At 53.8% G+C, this 22,332-nt stretch carries 17 protein-coding genes; 13 read left to right on the top strand and 4 right to left on the bottom strand.

All coding sequences use genetic code 11. The features are described 5' to 3' along the window. Window positions 1-24 precede the first annotated feature (24 nt). Complete coding sequence (gene purU / locus ACW17M_RS14880) at window positions 25-891, top strand: formyltetrahydrofolate deformylase (RefSeq protein WP_141440498.1); 867 nt, start codon at window positions 25-27, stop codon at window positions 889-891. A gap of 298 nt (window positions 892-1,189) precedes the next feature. After that, window positions 1,190-2,572, top strand: a complete 1,383-nt coding sequence (locus ACW17M_RS14885) for an L-serine ammonia-lyase (RefSeq protein WP_141440499.1) — start codon at window positions 1,190-1,192, stop codon at window positions 2,570-2,572. A gap of 91 nt (window positions 2,573-2,663) precedes the next feature. Here the strand turns inward: ACW17M_RS14885 and ACW17M_RS14890 are convergent, their stop codons facing one another. From ACW17M_RS14890 to mapR, 4 genes are all read right to left on the bottom strand, one after another. After that, complete coding sequence (locus ACW17M_RS14890; protein WP_082116842.1) at window positions 2,664-2,786, bottom strand: DUF2474 family protein; 123 nt, start codon at window positions 2,784-2,786, stop codon at window positions 2,664-2,666. Between the two features lie 33 nt (window positions 2,787-2,819). Next, window positions 2,820-3,827: a cytochrome d ubiquinol oxidase subunit II gene (gene cydB / locus ACW17M_RS14895; RefSeq protein ID WP_141440500.1), complete on the bottom strand. Its 1,008-nt coding sequence runs from the start codon at window positions 3,825-3,827 to the stop codon at window positions 2,820-2,822. Window positions 3,828-3,846: 19 nt separating this feature from the next. Beyond that, window positions 3,847-5,253 carry a cytochrome ubiquinol oxidase subunit I gene (locus ACW17M_RS14900; RefSeq protein WP_039857448.1) on the bottom strand — a complete coding sequence of 469 codons (1,407 nt, stop codon included), beginning with the start codon at window positions 5,251-5,253 and terminating at the stop codon, window positions 3,847-3,849. 169 nt (window positions 5,254-5,422) lie between these two features. Beyond that, window positions 5,423-6,832: a GntR family transcriptional regulator MpaR gene (gene mapR / locus ACW17M_RS14905; protein ID WP_141440502.1), complete on the bottom strand. Its 1,410-nt coding sequence runs from the start codon at window positions 6,830-6,832 to the stop codon at window positions 5,423-5,425. Window positions 6,833-7,177: 345 nt separating this feature from the next. Between mapR and ccoG the strand changes: the two genes are divergently transcribed. From ccoG to ACW17M_RS14960, 11 genes are all read left to right on the top strand, one after another. Continuing rightward, complete coding sequence (gene ccoG / locus ACW17M_RS14910) at window positions 7,178-8,626, top strand: cytochrome c oxidase accessory protein CcoG (RefSeq protein ID WP_342584267.1); 1,449 nt, start codon at window positions 7,178-7,180, stop codon at window positions 8,624-8,626. 187 nt (window positions 8,627-8,813) lie between these two features. Next, window positions 8,814-10,073 (top strand): CaiB/BaiF CoA transferase family protein, encoded by a 1,260-nt coding sequence (locus ACW17M_RS14915; protein ID WP_342584268.1) that lies wholly within the window; start codon window positions 8,814-8,816, stop codon window positions 10,071-10,073. Then, the gene (locus ACW17M_RS14920; RefSeq protein WP_457547718.1) at window positions 10,070-11,458 is read left to right on the top strand and encodes an MmgE/PrpD family protein; all 1,389 of its coding nucleotides are present in this window, start codon (window positions 10,070-10,072) and stop codon (window positions 11,456-11,458) included. The genes ACW17M_RS14915 and ACW17M_RS14920 overlap by 4 nt, the downstream gene beginning before the upstream one ends. Before the next feature lie 99 nt (window positions 11,459-11,557). After that, on the top strand, window positions 11,558-12,463 hold the full coding sequence (locus tag ACW17M_RS14925) for a Bug family tripartite tricarboxylate transporter substrate binding protein (protein WP_342584270.1): 906 nt from the start codon (window positions 11,558-11,560) through the stop codon (window positions 12,461-12,463). Window positions 12,464-12,746: 283 nt separating this feature from the next. Continuing rightward, window positions 12,747-13,658 carry a tripartite tricarboxylate transporter substrate binding protein gene (locus tag ACW17M_RS14930; RefSeq protein WP_457547719.1) on the top strand — a complete coding sequence of 304 codons (912 nt, stop codon included), beginning with the start codon at window positions 12,747-12,749 and terminating at the stop codon, window positions 13,656-13,658. 224 nt (window positions 13,659-13,882) lie between these two features. Continuing rightward, a complete protein-coding gene (locus ACW17M_RS14935) occupies window positions 13,883-14,680 on the top strand; it encodes an enoyl-CoA hydratase/isomerase family protein (protein ID WP_342584272.1) in 798 nt (265 codons plus the stop codon). Then, entirely contained in the window at window positions 14,677-16,791 is a 2,115-nt protein-coding gene (locus ACW17M_RS14940) for an acetate--CoA ligase family protein (RefSeq protein ID WP_457547720.1), read from the top strand. The genes ACW17M_RS14935 and ACW17M_RS14940 overlap by 4 nt, the downstream gene beginning before the upstream one ends. Further along, window positions 16,784-18,847 (top strand): 3-hydroxyacyl-CoA dehydrogenase NAD-binding domain-containing protein, encoded by a 2,064-nt coding sequence (locus ACW17M_RS14945; protein ID WP_342584274.1) that lies wholly within the window; start codon window positions 16,784-16,786, stop codon window positions 18,845-18,847. The genes ACW17M_RS14940 and ACW17M_RS14945 overlap by 8 nt, the downstream gene beginning before the upstream one ends. A gap of 225 nt (window positions 18,848-19,072) precedes the next feature. Next, window positions 19,073-19,573, top strand: a complete 501-nt coding sequence (locus tag ACW17M_RS14950) for a tripartite tricarboxylate transporter TctB family protein (RefSeq protein WP_342584275.1) — start codon at window positions 19,073-19,075, stop codon at window positions 19,571-19,573. 54 nt (window positions 19,574-19,627) lie between these two features. Continuing rightward, window positions 19,628-21,079, top strand: coding sequence for a tripartite tricarboxylate transporter permease (locus tag ACW17M_RS14955; protein WP_457547735.1), 1,452 nt, complete (start codon window positions 19,628-19,630; stop codon window positions 21,077-21,079). 48 nt (window positions 21,080-21,127) lie between these two features. Then, window positions 21,128-22,327, top strand: coding sequence for an MFS transporter (locus tag ACW17M_RS14960; RefSeq protein ID WP_342584276.1), 1,200 nt, complete (start codon window positions 21,128-21,130; stop codon window positions 22,325-22,327). Window positions 22,328-22,332 lie beyond the last annotated feature (5 nt).

A 22,332-nucleotide genomic window follows, 5' to 3' on the forward strand; every position in this document is an offset into this window, starting at 1 on the left:
GCCGCTAACTGAGAAGCATGCACTATGAGCCGAATGAGCGATACCTGGATACTGGCCGCCCAATGCCCTAGTCGTTTGGGAACGGTGGACGTCGTCACCCGCTTTCTAAAAGAGCAGCAGTGCTACATCACTGAACTCAACTCTTTCGATGATCGGCTCGGCGGGCGCTTTTTCATTCGCGCCGAGTTTCGCCCAGAGCAAGATGAGTTTCATGAAGAGCGCTTTCACACCGATTTTTTAGCGCGGGCAAGCGAATTCGATATGCAGTTCGAATTGACGGCCCCTGGCAAACGCACCGGCACCGTGATTATGGTCTCCAAGGCCGATCACTGCTTGAATGATCTGCTCTACCGTTATCGGACAGGGCAGCTTCCGCTGGATATCAAAGCGGTGATTTCCAATCATCCTGATCTGGAGCCATTGGCAGCATGGCACGATTTGCCCTACCACTACCTGCCGATCACGCCCGAGACGAAATTGCAGCAGGAAGCCCAGGTACGCGAAATCATCGCGGATACCGACGCTGAATTGGTGGTGCTAGCAAGGTATATGCAGGTGCTTTCCCCCTCTATGTGTGAACTATTAGCCGGACGGGCGATCAATATTCACCACTCGCTGCTGCCCGGTTTTAAAGGCGCCAAGCCTTATCATCAGGCATATGAGAAAGGGGTTAAGCTGGTCGGCGCGACGGCGCACTACATTAATAATGACCTTGATGAAGGGCCGATTATTGCCCAAGGTGTCGAGCCTGTGGATCACACCCATTACCCGGAGGATCTGGTTGCCAAGGGGCGTGATATCGAGTGCCTCACCCTGGCTAGAGCGATTAGCTATCACTTGGAACGTCGTGTGTTCTTTTATTCAGGGCGCACAGTGGTTTTTGGCAACTAGTCTTTTTGGTAACCAATGCTTTTTGCCTAATGCTGTTGTTAATAAACGAAAACAGTTTGAGCGCGCTTTTATAACTGGGTTGCTGTCGTTGCTAAGCTTTTGCCAGAGCGATATGTAACCCCTTGTTATGTGTGAGAAGTTATGTGTGATAAGCCGTGCTTAAAAGTATTATTTTATAAATATAAAAATATCATCAATAAAAGATAGATTAGTTTTATTTATCATCACATCAATAACTTATTGAAATTGTCAGGCACCGCCTGATTTTTCCCCTGTTTATACGTCAAGAGGTGCTCCAATGCCTATCAGTGTTTTCGACCTTTTTAAGATTGGAGTAGGCCCCTCCAGTTCCCATACCGTCGGGCCCATGCAGGCGGCTTTTAAGTATGTCACAACCCTGCGCGAAAACAGCCAGCTCGATGAGGTAGGGCATCTTGAAGTCCATCTTTATGGCTCGTTGTCCGCCACGGGTATCGGACATGCCACCGATAACGCAATTATTATGGGATTGATGGGTGAACGCCCTAGCACAATAGATCCCTCGATTATTGAGCCAGCCATTCAGGCGCTTAAAGAGAGTCAGTCATTACAGCTTGGTCGACAAAAAGAAGTGAAGTTTGTTTGGGAGAGTGACCTGTATTTTCATGAAGAGAGCTTGCCTCATCACCCTAATGCCATGAAGCTGGCGGCTTTTACGCATCAGGGCGACTTGGTGTATGAAAATACCTATTACTCAGTGGGCGGCGGCTTCGTGGTTGAACAGGCCCAGGTGGATATGCCACTGGACGATTTGGGTGGCGTTACCATTCCTTACAACTTCGATACGGCAGACGAGCTCTTGGCGCTATGTAAAAAAGAGCAGCTAAGTGTCAGCCGGCTGATGCTGGAAAATGAGAAAGTCTGGCGGACGGAGGAGGAGGTCAGAAACGAACTGTGGCGTATCTGGAAAGTGATGTGTGAATGCATCGACAATGGATTAACCCACGAAGGGGTACTGCCGGGGGGGTTAAACGTTAAGCGCAGGGCTAAGCTGCTTCACCAGCATCTTCAAGCGGCAGAGCAGAACGATTGCCTGATCGCCTCAACGTTTTCAGCGATGGAGTGGGTGAATATTTTTGCCCTCGCCGTTAACGAAGAGAATGCCGCAGGGGGGCGCATGGTCACGGCGCCCACCAACGGCGCCGCAGGCATCATCCCCGCCGTCTTGCACTACTATATGAAGTTTCAGCCCAATGCCTGTGAGAAAAACGTGGTGGATTTTTTGCTGGCGGCAGGCGCCATTGGCATTCTGTGTAAGAAAAATGCTTCGATCTCCGGCGCCGAAGTAGGCTGCCAAGGGGAGGTCGGATCGGCTTGTGCCATGGCAGCAGCTGGCTTGGCTGATGTGATGGGGGGAACGCCCGAACAAGTCGAGCATGCGGCCGAAATCGGCTTGGAGCACAATTTAGGATTAACCTGTGACCCTGTGGGTGGGTTAGTTCAGATTCCCTGTATCGAGCGCAATGCCATCGCAACGGTAAAGGCGATCAATGCCGCTCAGATGGCATTACGCGGCGATGGCACTCACTTTATATCGTTAGATAAAGTGATTCGTACCATGCGGGATACCGGCAGGGACATGCTGGATAAGTACAAAGAGACATCCAAAGGTGGATTAGCGGTAAATGCCATTGAGTGCTAAACAGCGTCGGCTGAAGTAGATGTAAATGCTGGATCCTTGCTGAGAAAGGGTTCAGCATTCTCTTTTTGAGCTATGGGTGCAAAAGAGGTCGTTAGCTGGTCAATCCCGCCATTCCCATCACAAACTTAAGTCCCAATGAAATCAGCAAGAGAACACCCACACTCGAAAGCCAGATGGTGACTAACCAGCCCAGGCGCTTGGCGAGAGGCTTCATTGTCTTACTCCTCAATACACAGGGGATAGGGGGTTAATGATAAGCGTCGCCAGGTTTTACCTTGCCGCGAAAGACGTAGTAACTCCAGGCGGTGTACATCAAGATAATCGGCAGAATAAACAGCGTGCCTACTAAGGCAAAGCCTTGGCTTTGGGCGGGGGCGGCGACCTGCCAGATAGACGCATCGGGCGGTATAATCGTTGGCCACAGGCTAATGCCCAGACCGCTGTAGCCTAAAAATACCAGCGCCAAGACCAACACAAAGGGCAGGGCGGTGTCTTGAAAGGTGATAGCACGCCATAGCCACCAACCTACCAGCATGACTAACAGCGGTACCGGTAAAAACCACAGCAGGTTGGGTAGCGAAAACCAGCGGGCGGCAATATTCGGGTAAGCCAGCGGTGTCCATACACTGACCAGGGCGATCATCACCAGCAGCCCGAGCATCAACGGTTTGGTGATCCGATACATCCGCTGTTGCAGGGCGCCTTCGGTTTTCATAATCAGCCAGGTGCTGCCCAGTAGCGCATAGGCAAACAGCAGGCCGATGCCGCAAAACAGCGAAAAAGGCGTGAGCCAGTCCAACGCGCCACCGCTGAAGTGAACGCCATCGAAGGCGATACCCTGAATATAGCCACCCAAGGCAACCCCTTGTGCAACGGTCGCCAGCAGCGAGCCGCCAATAAAGGCTTTGTCCCACACATGGCGCCGCTCGGGGGATGCTTTGAAGCGAAACTCAAAGGCGACGCCACGAAAGATCAGCCCCAACAGCATCACGATCAGCGGAATTGCCAGCGCTTCCAGCACCACCGCATAGGCGAGGGGGAAGGCGGCGAATAGCCCCGCACCGCCAAGCACCAGCCAGGTTTCGTTGCCGTCCCACACCGGGGCAACCGTATTCATCATAATGTCGCGCTCCGGCTCGTCATGCACGCGCAGAAAAAGCAGGCCAATACCTAAGTCAAAACCATCCATGACTACATACATCATCAAACCAAACAGGATGATAATGGCCCAGGTGAGCGATAGATCGATTCCCATAATGCACCCCTCATATCTATTAGTGAGTCGTCTGCGTTTCGTTAGCCGCCGAGAGAGGCCGGGCGGGTGTGCGGTGATGGCCTGGGCCACCTAAGGCGGGTGCAGAGGGATCGCCAGGGCCTTTATTCACCAGGTGCATCATGTAAATAACACCGGTACCGAAGACGGCCAGATAAACCACCACAAAGGCGGTTAAGCTAATGCTGAGGTGGACGGCGCTGTGCGCTGAAGCCGCATCGGCGGTTCTTAATAACCCATAAACCACCCAGGGCTGGCGGCCCACTTCGGTGGTAAACCAGCCCGCCAGCAGTGCCACTAGCCCTGCTGGCCCCATGCATAACGTGAAGAGTAGAAAGCGGCGAGACTCAAATAGCCGCCTTTTGACGCGCAGAGTATTGCCCACGATGGCAAGCACAATCATCAACACCCCCAGCCCCACCATCAGTCGGAAGCTCCAGAACACGATGGTCGAGTTGGGGCGATCTTCTGGGGCGAACTCCTTAAGCGCGGGAATTTGTTCGGTCAGGCTGTGCTGTAATAGCAAGCTGCCCAGCACGGGGATTTCCAACTTGAAACGGGTCTCTTCACCCGCCATATCGGGCCAGCCGAACAGAATGAGCGGAGTGGGTTCGCCGCTGCTGTTATCCCAATGCCCTTCGATGGCGGCAATCTTGGCGGGCTGGTGCTCCAGGGTGTTGAGGCCGTGCAAGTCACCCACCACGGCCTGCAGTGGAGCAGTGATCGCCAGCATGAGCAGTGCCATGGAGAGCATGGTGCGCGCTTCAGGGGACGGTCTACCTTTTAGCAACAGCCAGGCAGCAGAGGCCGCGACAAACAGCGCCGTGCTTAAAAAAGCTGCTAGCGCCATATGGGCCAGGCGGTATGGGAAAGACGGATTGAAGACAATCTTCATCCAATCAACGGGGATCACCACACCGTTGACGATGTCGTGGCCTTGCGGGGTTTGCATCCAGCTATTGGAAGAGAGAATCCAAAACATCGACACGAGGGTGCCGAGTGCGACCATGCAAGTCGCAAAAAAGTGCAGGCCTCGGCCGACCCGCTCCCAGCCAAAGAGCATGACGCCCAGAAAACCGGCTTCCAAAAAGAAGGCCGTGAGCACTTCGTAGGTGAGCAGAGGCCCCGTGACGCTGCCCGCAAAGGCGGAAAAGCCGCTCCAGTGAGTACCGAACTGGTACGCCATCACAATGCCCGAGACCACGCCCATGGCAAAATTGACGGCAAATATTTTTGACCAGAAGTGGTAAAGGTGACGATAGGTATCCCGCTGGGTCTTTAACCATAGCCCTTCCAACACGGCCAGGTAGCTGGCTAAACCGATGGTGATGGCGGGAAAAATAATATGAAAGGAGATGGTAAAGGCAAACTGCACCCTGGCCAGATCAATGGCCTCAATTCCGAGCATGGCGCTTCCTCCGATGACAGCCACTTGTGCGCTTTAACGCTTTTGCGGGCTGGTATAGCCGCTGTGTGGCTTCATCGGAATAGTTTAGCGATTGCTGTGCTGCATAACAGGCTCAGTTTTTAACTAAAAAACCGGATCAGTCGAAAGGAGATGGCGTTTGGAATACCCGCTAAAAGAGGCTTAATAACCTGCCTAGTGTTTCCATGCCGCGCTCACTGCTAGGTGTCCAGGGGTGGCCGTAACTCAGGCGCACGCAGTGTCGAAACTGCTGGGTCGCGGAAAAGATCGGGCCCGGCGCTAAGCTAACGCCATGGTCGAGCGCCGTATTGAATAGCCGCAGCGAATCTACCTGCTCGGGAAACTCCACCCATAAAAAGTAGCCGCCCGCAGGACGGGTGATGCGAGTATTGGCAGGAAAGTAGCGATCCGCCGCTGCCAGCATGTTGCCTTGTTGGGCTTCCAGAGCATGGCGGAGCTTACGCAAATGACGGTCATAACCGCCATGCTGCAAATAGTCAGCGATGGCCGCCTGAGCGGGCACGGAAGGCGAGATCGTCGTCATTAGTTTTAGCCGCGAGATGGCCTGAGCATAGCGACCGCCCGCTACCCAGCCCACCCGGTAGCCCGGCGCTAAGCACTTTGAGAAAGAGCTGCAGTGGATGACCAGACCCTCATCATCGAAGGCTTTTACGGGCACGGGCGGCGTGCTGCCAAAATACAGCTCGGCATACACATCATCCTCTAGCATCGGCACTTGGTGCTGTTTTAGCAGCTGATAAAGCGCTTGTTTGCGCCCTTTACTCAGGCTGGCGCCGATTGGGTTTTGCAGATGGCTCATAAACCAGCAGGCTTTGATCGGAAGCGTCCCTAGTCGCTCTGCCAGTACCTCCAGGTCGATACCCTCCCGTGGGTGAACGGGTATCTCCACCGCGCGCAGTTTCAAGCGCTCCAACACTTGCAGGCTGGCATAAAACGCTGGGGACTCGATCGCCACCAGGTCGCCTGGCTCGGTAACGCACTGCAGGGCTAGATTAAGGCCCTCCATCGCGCCGTTGGTAATCACCAGCTCTTCCATCGGCAGTTGAATGCCGCCCAGCATGTAGCGCAGGGCAATCTGCCGACACAGATCGGTATGCCCGGTGGTCATGTCAGCCACCACCTGTTGGGGCGAAAGCGCCCGTAACCCCCGCGTCATACTGATACTCAAGCGCGAAAGCGGAAACAGCTCAGGACTGGGAAAGGCCGATCCAAAGGGCACCGTTCGGTCATCTTGAAGCGAGCCAAGCACCGAGAACACCAACTCGCTGACTTCTACCTCTGCTGGGTCGGTGGGCTGCAGCGTTACACGCGGTTCGTCCAGCAGGCGCCGGGCGTGTTCACGCACAAAATACCCCGAGCGTGCCCTTGCAGTGATAAGCCCACGGTTCTCAAGTAAATAGTAAGCCTGGAACACCGTAGAAGGGCTAATGCCGTGATGGCGGCTAGCCTGGCGCACCGAGGGGATTCGTTCCCCTGGGCCAAGCACACCTTGGCGAATCAGCGTCGCTATCTCATCGGCAAACTGTTCGTAGCGTTTCATGGGATAAACCGTCGGTGTATTGATTAAAACGCCCGAATGCTCCATCACAGTGTTAGCTGGCACAGCGCGGATCTCTGCTTATAGAAAGCACCACTGTGCCGCATGTGCGAAGCGTAAAACAGACTCAAATATAGTAATAAACAGCATATCAGAAAGCAGCGGTGTGAGAGGCTAGTGCTAACTGATACGCCTTATTTCTCTAAAACTGCATCTGTTTGTGCCATCCCTGTATGAGCATAGTAGCGGCTAACTTAAAAGTCGCGCCTTCTAACAAATGCTTAATCATCTACCCCGCGACGCCCCTCGACCGCATAAACCTCCATTCTTTCTTTTTTGGGTATCGGTATGACGCAACGCATTCCACTGCAAGACATGACTAACGAGGCGGCGGTTGAACACCATACGCCTCCGTCTAAGTCGCCCAATTCTCAGTCTCCCAGTAGCAAGCCACCGAAGCTCGGACATATTTATGTGCGAGAAATAAGCGGTTTTTTTCAGCGTATCCGGCGCTTTTCTAACTGGCTGTTGATGGCGCTCTATTTCGGCTTGCCGTGGATCAATTGGGGTGATCGGCCGCTGGTGTGGTTTGACCTCTCTGCCCAAGAGTTCCACCTGTTTGCGGCGACGTTTTATCCACAGGACTTTATCTTGCTCACCTGGATTCTGGTGCTGTGCGCTTTTGGGTTGTTTTTGATCACGGTAGTGGCTGGGCGAGTGTGGTGTGGCTACAGTTGCCCGCAAAGCGTGTGGACGTTTCTGTTTATCTGGTTCGAGCATCGCCTGGAGGGGCCGCGGCACCGGCGCATTCGGCGTGATAAAGCGACAGGTAGACTGGATACGCTATGGCGCAAAACCGCCAAACATGCGGCTTGGCTGCTGATTGCGTTGGCAACGGGAATAGCCTTCGTTGGTTACTTCACGCCGATAAGAGCGTTAATAGTGGATATGTTTACTCTGGATATGCACCCTTTGGCGCTGTTCTGGATCGGTTTCTTTACCCTGTTTACCTACTTGAATGCCGGTTGGCTTCGCCATCAGGTTTGCCTGCATATGTGCCCCTATGCGCGCTTCCAGTCGGCGATGTTCGACGCCAATACGCTGATTGTTTCCTACGATGCCTCCCGCGGCGAGCCGCGTCGGAACTCTCCTCAAAAGGGCGTTGAGGCAACTCAGATCGGTGACTGTATCGACTGTGAGCTCTGCGTTCAGGTATGCCCTACCGGAATAGATATTCGCGATGGGCTGCAATACGAGTGTATTGGCTGCGCGGCGTGTATCGATGCCTGCGACAGCGTTATGGCGCGGATCGATAAACCGCTTGGCCTGATTCGTTACACCACCGAGCGTGCTCTGGAAGGTAAAGCGACCCGTTTCTGGCGCCCCCAGCTGTTGGCTTATACGGCGGCGTTATTCTCCATGGTGGTGCTGTTAGTCGGTTTCTTGAACGCCCGGGTGCCCATTGATGTAGAGATTGTCCGCGACCGTCAGGCGCTGTTTGAAAGCACGGCAGAGGGTCGCATTATCAATTACTACAACGTGACACTGCGCAATCAAGATGGCCAAACACATCATTACGCGGTATCAGCCGCGGGGTTGCCAGGGCTTCGTCTGCAGGGAGTGGATACCTTAGAGGTGGCGGCTTTTGAAACACGCAGCCTGCGTCTAGCACTCACCACCGATGCGGACAATCTTTCACAACCTAGCCATCCCATCGAACTGCGCTTTATCGCATTAGATGACCCTTCCATCACGAAGGTCAGTGAAACACGTTTCCTGGGGCCTTTTAGCGAATGATGGCTGCATACAAATCCATGACTCCAGGTGGTGAGTAACATCTGGGGGGCGTAACAACCATTTGTTAAGCATCCCCTGACGTTTCGTCAGTGCACACAGGGAGTTTATTTCTGCATTGTTAATTAACGGCAGATTGGCGAGATATCGCTGCCGGTCAACAACAATGAATAAGTGCGCTGAGGTCGTTATGTCTTCCCCGTTTGAAAATATCCGCGTTATTGATGCTACCCACGTATTGGCTGGCCCTTTTGCTACCTACCAAATGGCGGTGTTGGGCGCCGATGTGATCAAGGTGGAGTCCCCCAGCGATCCCGATCAAGCGCGTATGCAAGGGGCGGATCGAGCGCTGAATGACCAGGGGTTGGGCACCGCTTTTATGTCCCAAGCCAGCAACAAAAAAGCGGTAGCAATCGACTTTAAAAACACCGCCGGGCGTGAGGCGCTAAAGAAGTTACTCGCCACCGCAGATGTGTTTGTCGAAAACTACCGACCAGGGGCGTTAGAAAAGCTCGGGCTGGGCTATGAAGCGCTTAAAGCGCTCAATTCCAAGCTGATTTACTGTTCCATTTCGGCGTTTGGTAGCACCGGCCCACGCCGGGAGCTGACTGCCTACGATAATGTTATCCAAGCCTACTCCGGTATGATGGCGATGACCGGTGATCAGCATACTGGCCCGCTCAAAAGTGGCGCGCCGGTGGTGGATTATGCCACCGGCACTACCGCCGCTTTTGCCATTGCAACGGCGCTGTTTCAGCGCGAGCGCAACGGTGGCAAAGGGCAGTTTGTGGATGTGTCGATGTCAGATACGGCGCTGATGCTGTCTAGCCCCTACTTAACGGCGTTTAAGTGGAGTGGCAAACCACCTGAACCTAAAGGCAATACCTTTCCCTTTGCCACCATTGGCTGCTACCACGCTTCAGACCAGCCGTTAATGATTGCCGCCTCCAACTTGACCCAGCAAAAGCGCTTATGGACGGCCCTGGGTCGGGAAGACATGATTAAACAGAATAATAATCAACGCCTTGATAGCCACGCTGAGGAAGCCCAGGTGATCGCCGAGATTATTAGCACGATGACCGCCGACTACTGGGAAACCTTTTTGCAAAAACGCCGGATTCCTGCCTCACGGATTAGGCGCTTAGAAGAGACGCTGGCCGATCCCCATGTGCAGTCACGGGGTGTTTTACACGCCCAGCCGCTAAGTTCAGGCATTGATAACCCAGGCATTGAAAAAGAGCTCACTGTGCCTGTATCAGCGTTTTGTATGTCTGAAGGCACCCGCGGTATTACCTCGCCACCGCAAAAAGTCGGCGCGCAAACCACCGAAGTGCTGATGAGCTTAGGCTATTCACAGCAGGATCTAGCCGCGCTGATGGCGGCTGGGGCAATCGCCGGGCCTTTAGAGGCGAGCGCTAGGGTAGCGAGTGACACAGGAGAACGATCTTGAACAACGCCACACTTCGCCCTATTGAACGCCTCGCTCAAGCTGCGTATGACTGGTGTCAGAGACCCTTAACCGCTTATATTGACTGGGCCACCCGCCGGGCGCTTTTGGATTGGTTTGCCACCACGCTGCCGGGGTGTCGTCAAGCGCCCGCCACACTGCTGGCGGATGCCTTTGCCGCCACCCGAGGTGAGGGCAAAGCGGTGTGTTATGTGGATGGGCGTGTTGGCTCACCCCGCTATGCGGCTTTGCTGAATGCTACGGCGAGCCACACCGTCGAGTTTGATGACATCTTCAAGGATGGTGGCTACCACCCCGGTAGCTCAACGATTGCGGCGGCTCTCGCGGTCGCGCAGGACATCCAGGCCCCGCGCGAGCAGCTCCAGCGCGCCATTGTCGGGGGCTATGAAGTGGGTTGCCGCATTGCGCTCGCTATCCAGCCCAGCCACTACCGCTTCTGGCACACCTCCGCCACGGTGGGCACCATGGGCGCTGCGGTATCAACAGCTATGCTGCTGGGTGCCACCCCAGGACAAATCGCCCATGCCATTGCTCTGGCCAGTAGTTTTGCTGGGGGGCACCAGCAGAACTTACAGGGTGAAGGTATGGCGAAACCGCTGCACGCCGGCCATGCCGCCGATGCGGGGCTGATGGCGGGCATCGCCGCGACAAAGGGTGTAACCGCATCGCTAGATAGCCTGCATGCCAGCAATGGGTTTGCAGCTGCCACCAGCGATTCCACTGGCGACTGGGCGATGGCGCTGGAAGGCATCGGCGACTGGACGCCGATTACCCGCATGACGGTCAAAAACCATGGCTGCTGCGGGCATATTTTCCCCGCGCTGGATGGCTTGAAAGCACTGCAAGCCAGCGTACCCATCACTCCGGAAGCCATTGAATCCATTCATATCGAAGGGTATGGCGCGACCTATTCGATGTGCCATCGTCCGACGCCTTCAACTGCCCAAGAGGCGCGTTTCAGTATTCAATACTGTATTGCTGCTTTCTTGGTGCTGGGCAAGGTCAGGCTGCAAGCCTTTGAGCCCCCCGTACTGGAAGATGCCCGCATCCGAGCATTAATGCCCAAGGTGAGTGTTGCGGAGCGTGCGGATATTGCGGCCCGATACCCCCGGCAGCGGATGGCCAATATTATCGTCACGACCGTTGATGGTAAGACCTATCAATATTTACAGGAGACCCGCAAAGGTGATCCCGAGGATCCTATGAGTGACGCTGAGCTATTTGAGAAATATCAGGAATTAGTCAGCGGCATGCTTTCACCCACCACCGCTCAGTCTTTCCAAGAGATTGTGATGGCAAGCAATGAGCTACCAGGTTCTGCTCCATTGCTGGATTCTCTCGGTGCCCTTAAAAGTAACAGACAATAAGTTAACCAATACCCAATATATCGTTGGTGGTCGATAACGTGGGGCTATGCCAGTATCAGTAAAGTGGTTATCACAATTATAAATAACGAGGTGCTTAATATGAGTTACAAGCTAAATGCTTGCCGTAAATTAATGGCGGGCGCCGCTTTTATATCATTGTCTTTGCCATTTGCAACGTTAAGTGCAAGTGATGATAGTTGGCCGCAGGGGGCTGTCAGTTTCATTATGCATACTCAGGCGGGCGGTTCAGCAGATGTTTTCATAAGAACCCTGGCTGAGTCGTTAGAGCCTCAAATTGGCCAGCCGATTGTGGTTATTAACTCTCCTGGCGGTGGTGGCGCTACGCAAATGTCGCGCCTAAAGAGTGCAGATCCAGATGGTTTAACACTCGGTATTAATACGCTATCTCACTTTACCGGAATGCTGACAAACTTAAACGGCGTTTTTGCTCTGGATGATTTTTCCTGGATTGCTTCTGCGCAAGAAGATGTCCATATAGTGTTTACGAAGCATCAATCTGAAATAAGTAGTATTGAATCATTGATTGAGAGAGCAAAAGAGGGCAACAAAAAAGTTAGCGTAGGCGGGTTTGGCCCCCAAGGTTCAACACAAAATATTGCTATTTCGATGCTGGAAAGTGCTACGGATGTGGATTTTGAGTGGATCGCCTATAACGGTACGCCCGATATTATTGCTGCGGTGATGGGTGGACATGTGGATGTAGGTGTATCAAATCTGAGTGCTTTAAACACTTTTTTTGATGCAGAACGGATTCAAGGGCTCGGCGTTATTGCCGATGAGCGGCTAACAAACCTGCCAGATGTACCCACTTTTGCGGAAAAAGGCATTGATGTGGATACCAGCTGGGTACAGGTTAGGGGGGTATTTGGGCCAGCGGGCATTCCTCTAGAAACGCAGCAACAAATTGCTGATGCCTTTCATGAAGCCATGAAGAGTGAGCATTATCAAACCTATGCCCGTAATGCAGGCATTACGGACTCTTGAATGGGGCCTGAAGCATACACCGAATTTGCATCACGAATTAGTGAGGTGGCTAAGGCTGAGTTAGATCAGTAGGTTTGGGAGTTGATGGTTTTTAATTTTGCTAACTGAGCGTTATGAATTAACGGCGCTCAGTGGGTGGAAATAGATTTGGAAATTGTTTTTTTAATGACGCTATAAAAATAGCTATAAAAAGAGGTGCATGCCCATGTTTGCTAAAAAAAGAAACGTAATATCTAAGGTGTTGGTAAGTGCTGCAGCCATATCGATGATGGTAACGGGCTCCATGGCAACCGCCAATGAAGGTGAATGGCCCCAGGACACCGTTCGCGTGATTATGCATACCAAGGCGGGTGGTTCTTCCGATGTGTTTATGCGCACACTAGCGGAATCATTGGAGCCCCTGATAGGCCAGTCGATTGCGGTGGTGAATTCCCCGGGCGGCGGCGGTGCTAGCCAGATGACGCGAGTGCGCACTGCAGAACCTGATGGTTTGACATTGGGGGTGAATACCCTGTCGCATTTCACTGGCATGCTGACAAATCTAAAGGGTGTGTTTGCGATAGATGACTTTAGCTGGATTGCCTCTGCACAGGCTGATCCCAACTTGATTTGGACGCGGGTCGACTCCGAGCTAAGTGATCTGGATGCGTTGATTAACGAAGCCAAACATCGCGATGGAAAAGTTACCGTGGGCGGGTTTGGCCCCCAGGGCTCCACGCAGCATATCGGCCTGACCATGCTAGAACAGGAAGCTGGTGTCGAGTTTGAGTGGGTGCCATTTAATTCCACTCCCGACATTGTGGCAGCCGTATTAGGCGGCCACATTGATGTAGGCATGTCTAACTTGAGTGGCGCCCAAGCGTATTTTGATGCGGGACGTTTGCAAGGGCTTGGAGTGCATGGGGAAGACAGGCTGGATAGCCTCCCTGACGTGGCCACTTTTGAAGAACAAGGCTACGACGTTGACTCAAGCTGGGTACAGGTAAGGGGTATCTTTGGGCCAGCAGGCATTCCAATGGAAACCCAGCAGCAAATTGCCGATGCGTTCCACGAAGCGATGAAAGCCGAGCATTACCAAGCCTACGCTCGTAGCGCTGGGGTAACTGACTCCTGGATGGGGCCCGAAGAGTATACTGAGTTTGCCTACCGCATTAGTGGCATCGCTCAAGCAGAGTTAGATAAAGATAGCGATTAAATGTAGTAATAAAAAGTGCGGCGAATATGTCTTCGTCGCACTTTTTTATACCTTTCTGTATCTTTAAATAAACCCTTTTTTTATATTTTATGGTTGCCATAACAATTTAATGGGCAGCTCCTTATGTATGGTCAATGGAAAGTGACTGTTGTTATCGACAAACTAATAGTATCGTTTTTTTGTTTCACTCCATTGCCGACAATAATGTATGAGAGGACGTTGTGATGACGCAAGATTCGTTAGTTACTTATTCCATCGATAACGGCATTGCGCTGCTAACACTAAACCGACCCGATAAGCGCAATGCTATGAGCGATGTCATGCGCGCGGAGTTAGTTGCCCATTTAGTCAATATTCGTACGGATCGCTCGGTGCGTGCCTTGGTGCTGACTGGCAACGGCAAAGGATTCTGCGCGGGTGGCGATATCGCCGGTATGAAAACCCGCATGGAAGCCGATCCCGCCACCGTTGGTTTTAATGGCTGGGAACGCCAGCAGGGCGTTCACTATGCGGCGAGTCTATTACTTAACTTACCCATTCCCACAGTGGCAGCGGTGAACGGCGCGGCCGCTGGTTTGGGGGCGGATTTAGCGCTCTCCTGCGACTTTGTGATTGCCTCTGACTATGCCCACTTCACCTGGGCCTATATTGCCCGCGGGTTGATTCCAGACGGCGGAGGCATGTACTTTCTGCCACGCCGGGTAGGGCTAGCACGCGCCAAAGCGCTGATTTTTAGCGGTCGACGGGTCAATGCCGATGAGGCGCTGCAGCTGGGGATTGCTGATCAGCGCTGTAGTGCTGATGAATTGCTTAGCACCGCCCACACCATGGCGGATGAGATGAGCAGCGGCTCACGCACGGCGGTGGCACTGACCAAATCGATTATCAACAAAAGCTACGAAATGTCTGAAAGCCAAGTCTTCGCCGAAGGCAGTAAAGCCCAGGGCATCTGCTACACCTCCGAAGAGCACCGTGCCTCGGTGCAAGCGTTCCTTGATCGTATGAAGGAGGCTCAACAATGAGCCAGATCCACGCCCTCCTAAATCCTAAAAGTATTGCCGTTATCGGTGCCTCTGCAGACCCTAAAAAAACCTCCGGGTTGCCAGTCTCTTATTTGCTTAAGCACGGTTTTAAAGGCCCGATTTACCCGGTTAACCCGAAAGCCACCGAGATTCAGGGGCTAACCTGTTACCCCAGTGTTGAAGCACTGCCCGAAGCGCCCGATGTAGGTCTTGTGCTGCTGAATGCCAAACGCAGTATCGACGCAGTGCGCTCCCTGGCCAAAATGGGCTGCCAGGCAGCGGTTGTGCTGGCCAGTGGCTATGCAGAGGCTGGGGAGGAAGGTCAGGCGCTACAAGACGAACTAAAAGAAGCCGCGGGTTCCATGCGCATCCTCGGCCCCAACACCATTGGCTTGGTTAACCTATCGGCAGGCATTCCCCTCTCCGCTAGCGGCGCGCTGGAGGTTAGCGAACTGCCCAAGGGGGGTGTTGCAGTGGTGTCCCAAAGTGGCGGCATTTTAGGCGCGCTCCTCTCTCGGGCCGCCGGGCGGGGCATTGGTTTATCGTCGCTGATTGCCACCAGTAATGAGGTGGATTTGGAAGTCAGCGATTTTGTTGACTACCTGGTTGATGATCCGAACACCAAGGTGATTGCGCTCTACCTGGAGAGCGTTCGTCACCCGGCGCGTTTCCGTGAGGTTGCACTACGCGCGCGGGCAGCGGGCAAGCCGCTGGTAGTATTTAAAATTGGCCGTTCCGAAGCCGGCGCCAGCGCGGCAAGCTCCCACACCGGCGCCCTGGCGGGGGAAGACCGCGTTTACGATGCCTTCTTCCGTGAGTTGGGGGTCATCCGGGTTAATACCTTTGACGAGTTCTTGGACGTGCCCGCGGTACTCGTTGCTGGCCGTCAGCTGGCCGGGCGTCGGGTTGCGGTGCTGACCTCAACCGGGGGCGCCGGTACGCTGATTGCCGATAGCCTCGGCGTCAACGGCTTTGATACGCCCGCGCCTGATCACGCTACCGCAGAAAAACTGCGCGCCTTGCAGGGCGATACACCGACCGCACTAGATCGTAATCCCATTGATGTGACCCTGGCGGGGCTGCAGCCCGACTTGCTGCGCCAAGCTATTCGTATCCTGCTGGAAAGCGATAGCTACGACGCCTTGATCGTGATTATTGGTTCCTCCGGGTTGGCAATGCCTGACCTGGTGGTCGGGGCGATCAGCGATAGCTTGGCGACCAACAATAAGCCGCTACTGGCCTACGTTAGCCCCTACGCACCCAGCACCCTACAGCGCTTGAACCGCGCCTCTATACCAGGCTTTAGCTCACCGGAGAGCTGCAGCGCGGTGCTGCAAGCATTGCACTTTATTGGCCAGCCGTTGCGTACTGGCGGTGAGACGGCAAACGTATCCCTGCCTGACCTAAGTGCTCTGACATCTGGTGCCATCGACGAAGCCGCTGCCAAGCACCTGTTTGCCCAAGCTGGTATTCAGATACCGCCCAGCCGCGTCGTTCACTCCCGTGAGGAAGCGGAACGTGCGGCCAATGAGCTAGGCGTGCCCGTGGTGCTAAAAGTGATGGATGCCAATTTGCTGCACAAAAGCGACATTGGTGGCGTTGCGCTGCACTTGAAAGCGGATACCATCGGCGAGCGCTTTGAGCAGATGGTGAGTGATGTTGAAGCACACGTAAGTCATCGCCCAGATACCTTCTTGGTGGAAGCTATGGTCGCGGGCGGGCATGAGCTGATCCTAGGGGCTAACCGTGATGCGCTGGGTACTGCTATTTTGTTGGGGGCAGGGGGCGTAACGGCGGAGCTTTTCAAGGATACGGCGATTCGCTTATTGCCCGAGCAAGGTGGCCTAACCCTGGAGCAGGCGCGGGAAATGATGCAGGAGCTCACCACTTGGCCGTTGCTTGATGGCTACCGGGGAGCATCACCCCGCGATACTGAGGCCCTCGCCCAGGCGATGGTTGCCTTCTCAGCCTTAGCGGCTGAATTAGGTGATCGGCTGACCACGGCCGAGATCAATCCACTGTTTGTGATGCCAGCAAGTCAAGGGGTTGTGGCTGCTGATGCGGTGCTCGTACTGGAGAATAGCGCAACAGGAGGTGACGCCCATGGCTGATACACAGGCGTCTGGTCATGTTCACCTTCGCCAGGAAGGCGCGATCGCCATCATCACTCTGGATAACCCTCCGGTGAATAGCAGTACTGATGCAGTGCGCCGGGGCATCCTGAGCGCTTTGGGCAAGATCGATACTCAGCAAAGTCACGTTGTGGTGCTGATGGGCAAAGGCCCAAATCTAATGGCGGGTGCCGACCTGCGTGAGTTGGAGCATGAGCCAACAGAGCCCACGCTGCCCCAGGTCACCGCAGCGCTGAGCGCTTTTCCGGTGCCGGTGATTGCAGTGGTCAGCGGGCATACCCTGGGCGGTGGGCTAGAGCTGGCGCTGGCCTGCGATAGCCGAATTGCCACACCGACCGCACTGCTGGGCTTACCCGAAGTCACGGTCGGGGTGATACCGGGGGCCGGTGGCACCCAGAGATTGCCTCGGGCGGTGGGTCTACCCAAGGCGTTGGAGATGATTGTCTCGGGCAAGCCCATTACCGCTGTTGAAGCCCACAAGATTGGGCTAGTCGATGAGCTACTCCACGCCAGTGATGATGAGGCGCTAGACACGCAGGTAGTGGATTACGCCAGCCGCTACCAGGGCGGCAAGCAGCCATTAGCAGAACGCGACTTGCCACCCGTAGATGAGCAGGCGCTAAAGGCTCAGGTCGATAAGCTGCTGGCACGCGCCCGCGGTTTGCCCGCCGCGCCGGTCGCCGCTGAGATGGTGATGCAGGCGGGCAAGCTAAGCTTTTGCGCCGCGATTGCCGAAGAGCGTGCTCAGTTTTTGGCCTTACGCGGTAGCACCGCCGCCCAGGCATTGCGTTATTTATTCTTTGCAGAGCGGGAAAAACCCTTTGTGCCCACGCAGCCGGTTGACCCCGCAACGATCAGACGGATTTCGGTGGTGGGGGCAGGCACCATGGGCAGCGGCATAGCCCTTTGTGCGCTGATGGCAGGATATAGCGTCGACCTACTAGAGCTAAATGACCAAGCGCTGCAAGCAGGCGTGGCGCGAATTACCCAGGCGTTGGATGAAGGTGTTAAACGCCAGCGGTTAACTCAGGTGCAATACGATGAAGCGCTAACTCGCCTGAAACCCACTCAGCATTTACCCGATGTTGCAGGTACAGACTTGGTCATTGAGGCCATTGTTGAAGATTTGGCTATCAAGCGCTCGCTATTTGCCGATCTAGCCAAGTGGGTTGGCGAAAGCACGCTTCTAGCCAGCAATACGTCCTATCTGGATATTGATCACATTGCCGAGAATATTCCTTATCCTGAGCGCGTACTGGGGCTGCATTTTTTTAGTCCTGCCGACCGTATGCCGCTGCTCGAAGTCGTACGCTGCCAAACCACCAGCGAGCAAACGTTGAGTACTGCCATGAGTGTTACGCGGCGGCTCAAGAAAAAGGCAATCGTGGTCGCCAATTCATGGGGGTTTGTGGGCAACCGGCTCTATGCAGCCTATCGGCGCCAGTGCGAGTTTATGCTGGAAGAAGGCGCTAGCCTGGAGCAAATCGATGCCGCTTTGGAAGCCTACGGTTTCGCCATGGGGCCCTTCAAGGTGGCGGATATGTCCGGGCTGGATATCGCCTGGAAAATGCGCCAGAAAAGCGCCGATACCCGACACCTGAAACGCTACGTGGGCATACCGGATCTGATTTGCGAAGCAGGCCGTTTAGGGCGCAAAACCGGCTGTGGTTACTATCGCTATGACGAGGCAATGCGACCGGCCTCAGATCCTGACGTCGCCCTGATAATCGAACGCTACCGGGAAGAGCAGGTGATCACCCCGAAAGCGTTTAGCGAGCAAGAGATCCAGCAGCGTGCCGAGCTCACCCTAATTAACGAAGCCCTGCTGCTGCTGGATGAGGGCGTGTGCCAGCGGCTTGCGGATATTGATATTGCGTTGGTCAATGGCTACGGCTTCCCCCGTTGGCGAGGCGGCCCGCTATTTATTGCCCGGCAGATGAGTGGTGGCCTACTGGAGCGCGAGCTGGACAAGTTGGCCGAGGTCAGTGGTAAAGGCCACCAGCGTGCTAAATCGCAGGTTCTGTTTGGAAAATAAAATTTGCCACTATGTCGATAATCCTTTAGTCGTGTTTCAGCCTAATAGTAGCGGTGGTCAAGCCTGATAAATGGTCAGTTTCTCTTTTGGCCGCTCTGCGACATGATTGGACGAAATGCAGCACTTAAAAAACAGCACTTAGAAAAGCAGGATTAATAAAAATAAGTGTGATGACGTTTTTAATGCTACGTCAATCATTAACTATAAGAAATATGGAGGTCGCCAATGAGTATCGAAAGCTCTGATGCAGAGACGTCTGAAGTAGTGCATAAAACACTAGTTATACGGAAAAAATGGCTGGAATTAGCGGTATATTTCTTATTGCTGATAGCGACTGCTTTATATGCCAGTGAGGCGCTTAATCTGCCTAGCTATGGCTCTCCCGGTATAGGTGCCAGTGGATTTCCACTATTAGTGGCACTGCTTGTTGGTGTTTCATTAGTACTTTTAATCGTTGCAAGTTTTTTAAGCAAACGCAGTCAAGAAAGCGACTCATTAGTTGAGATAAACCGACCTGCACAAGTGTTGGTGTCGGTTATTGTTATGGTGGCGGTTGTGTTAGCGCTCGAATGGTTAGGGCTGATTGTTGGGATTGCGCTTCTTGCTTTCTTATTAATGAAATTGGGAGGGGAGAATCGTTATTCGCTACTGCTAACGCTGCCGCCATTATTGGCTTTAGGCATTTACGCCATTTTTGTACTGGTGCTCGGCGTCTATTTTGATTGAGGTTTGAACATGATTGATAATCTTTTAATAGGGCTGAATGCCTTTTCAGACCCCATGGTGCTTGTAGGTCTTATCGCGGGTGCTTTTATTGGTTACTTGATTGGTGCTATTCCTGGCTTAGGGCCGAGCTTGGGTATTGCCCTGATGATACCTTTCACCTATAACATGGATCCGCTTGTCTCTATCGTCATGCTGGTCGCGCTGTTTGCCGCTGCCGAATACGGTGGTGCTATTTCGGGTATCTTACTTAACTCCCCAGGCACCGCAGCAGCGGTGGCGACCACGTGGGATGGTTACCCGCTCACCAAACAGGGTAAAACCGGCATTGCGCTGAATATTTCAATTATTTCGTCGGGTATCGGTATCTTTGTCAGTACCATCCTGCTGTTTTTAACCGCCGTGCCACTTTCTGAATATGCGCTAAATTTTGGGCCATCGGCTTATTTTGCGCTTGCCTTGCTGGGCTTGAGTCTGGTGTCGAGCTTCTCTTCCGGTTCACTGCTGAAAGGGGCCCTGGCGATGGGGCTTGGCCTGGCATTGGCCACCGTTGGGCTGGATAGTCAAACTGGTGTTCCACGCTTCAGCTATCATCCCGATTTTTTTGAAGGCCTGCCGTTAGTACCTGTACTGCTCGGCTTGTTTGCACTTTCAGAAGTGCTCTTCATGATTGAGGCGGGTGCAAGCCATAAAATAAAGAACCAGCCCATGAGCGGTATCTTAGAGGTTCCCTTTAAGACCTTTTATAAGATGAAATATCTGTTTTTACGTAGCTCATTAATTGGCTATTTTGTGGGTGTCATACCGGGTGCTGGGGCTTCAATTGGTTCCTTCATCTCCTATGCGGTAGCTAAGCGTTTCTCAAAGCACCCAGAGCTGTTTGGTAAAGGCAGCTACGAGGGTATTGCAGCATCTGAAACGGCCAATAATGCATCGGTTTCAGGCTCCTTATCGCCGTTGTTGGCGTTAGGTATTCCTGGTTCAGCCACGACCGCCATTATGATTGGCGCTTTAATGATCCATGGGGTGCAGCCGGGACCATTGCTGTTCACCACTAACCCGGAAATTCCCTATACTGTGTTTGTTTCGCTCTGGTTGAGTGTACCGATTATGGTCTTTATTGGCCTTGCAGGGGCACGGTTTTGGGCGAAAGTGGCGGACATTCCCCGACCGGCGATTGCCGCTATCGTGGCCTCAATTAGTTTGATTGGTGCTTATGCGTCGACAAGCTCCATGTTCCCTGTCTATGTGGCGCTGACTTTTGGTGTTATCGGCTATGTGCTGCGTAAAGCGAAGATCCCCCTGGCGCCGATCATCTTGGCGCTGGTGCTGGGCGACATGCTGGAGACGAATCTGCGTCGCGCGCTGTCTATTTCAGATGGTGATGTGACGACCTTTATTACCAATCCGATCAGCGCAACGCTGCTACTCATCGCGTTCCTGTCATTTTTACTCCCTGCGCTCGGGGTTTTCCGTAAAAAGGTAAAAGGGTATAGGCGCGCTCACTAATCAGCAGTGTCTTAGAGTGTTTCCTAATGACTGGGAGGGCGGCGTGCAATGCAACAAGGGGGCGTGCATAAGGGAAGTGTAAAAAAAGCGTTTGCCTGTATTTGTTTAAGCCTTGGCACCGCCTTTCTGGTACAGACAATGCTGTTAGTGGCGGTGCCACTGGCAGCCATTGAGCTGGGTGCAACGCCATTAATGCTGGGCTTAATCGTTAGCACCCCCTACGTTTTACCACTACTGCTGGCGCTGCCTTTTGGTTCGCTGGTCGCCCGGCTAGGCAGCCCGCGCACCCTTCAGCTTGGGGCAGTAGCCATGGTGATCGGTGCTGGGTTATTGGTTGTGGTGCCAGGCTTCCAAGGATTGATTGCAGGGCAACTGGTGATTGGCTTGGCGCAGCTGCTGATGATTATCTCAGCGCAAACGGCGATTACCTATCTGGGACAAGGCTCCGCGCTGGAGAAGTACTTTGGCTGGTACACCACCTATTTATCGATTGGTCAGATGGTAGGGCCGCTGCTGGCTGGCTGGATCATCGACTATCGGGGTGGCCCTGGCGCTGCTTTCTACGGCGCTTTTATTGCCTCGTTCGTGGCGCTGGTGTCATTTTTTATGGTCAACCGGCATAAATCAAAAAGCGATCAACCTCGCGATGGACTGTTGGTCAGCGCGGGGCAGCAATGGCAACTGCTGAAAACCTCTCAGGGAGTGAAGCTATCGTTGATTATCTCCCTAGCAGCTATGCTAGCGTTGGGAGCTCACGGTAGCTACTTCCCGGTTTATCTTGAAAGTTTGGCGCTTTCGGGAACCACCATTGGGCTGTTGGTTAGCCTGCGCGCGCTTGCCTCTATGGCCGTCAGGCCGTTTACCAGTGCCATCGTCGCGCTGCTTCATGGCCGCTACACGACGATGTCTCTCACCTTGCTGTTTATGGCGTTGGGGCTAATGCTGGTGGGGGTGACGGGCAATGTCTATTGGCTCTGTTTGTTTTCAATTCTGGTAGGGCTAGGCGCGGGGCTATCTCAGCCGCTTTCCATGGTGGTCATCGCAGAGTCAGTACCGGAACGGCAGCGAGCCCATGCCTTGGCGGTGCGCCTGATGGCTAACCGGGCGATGCAGTTTGCCGCGCCACTGTTATTGGGGATTATCACTCAGCTTGGCGGTTTTACGTTGGCGTATTTTGCCTGTGGGGTACTGCTGCTGTTCCATTGGTTGCTTTTTCAACGTCTTAGAAGGCAACACTCCATTCAGTGAACGTT

The organism is Vreelandella sp. 2A-K22, from assembly GCF_054065485.1.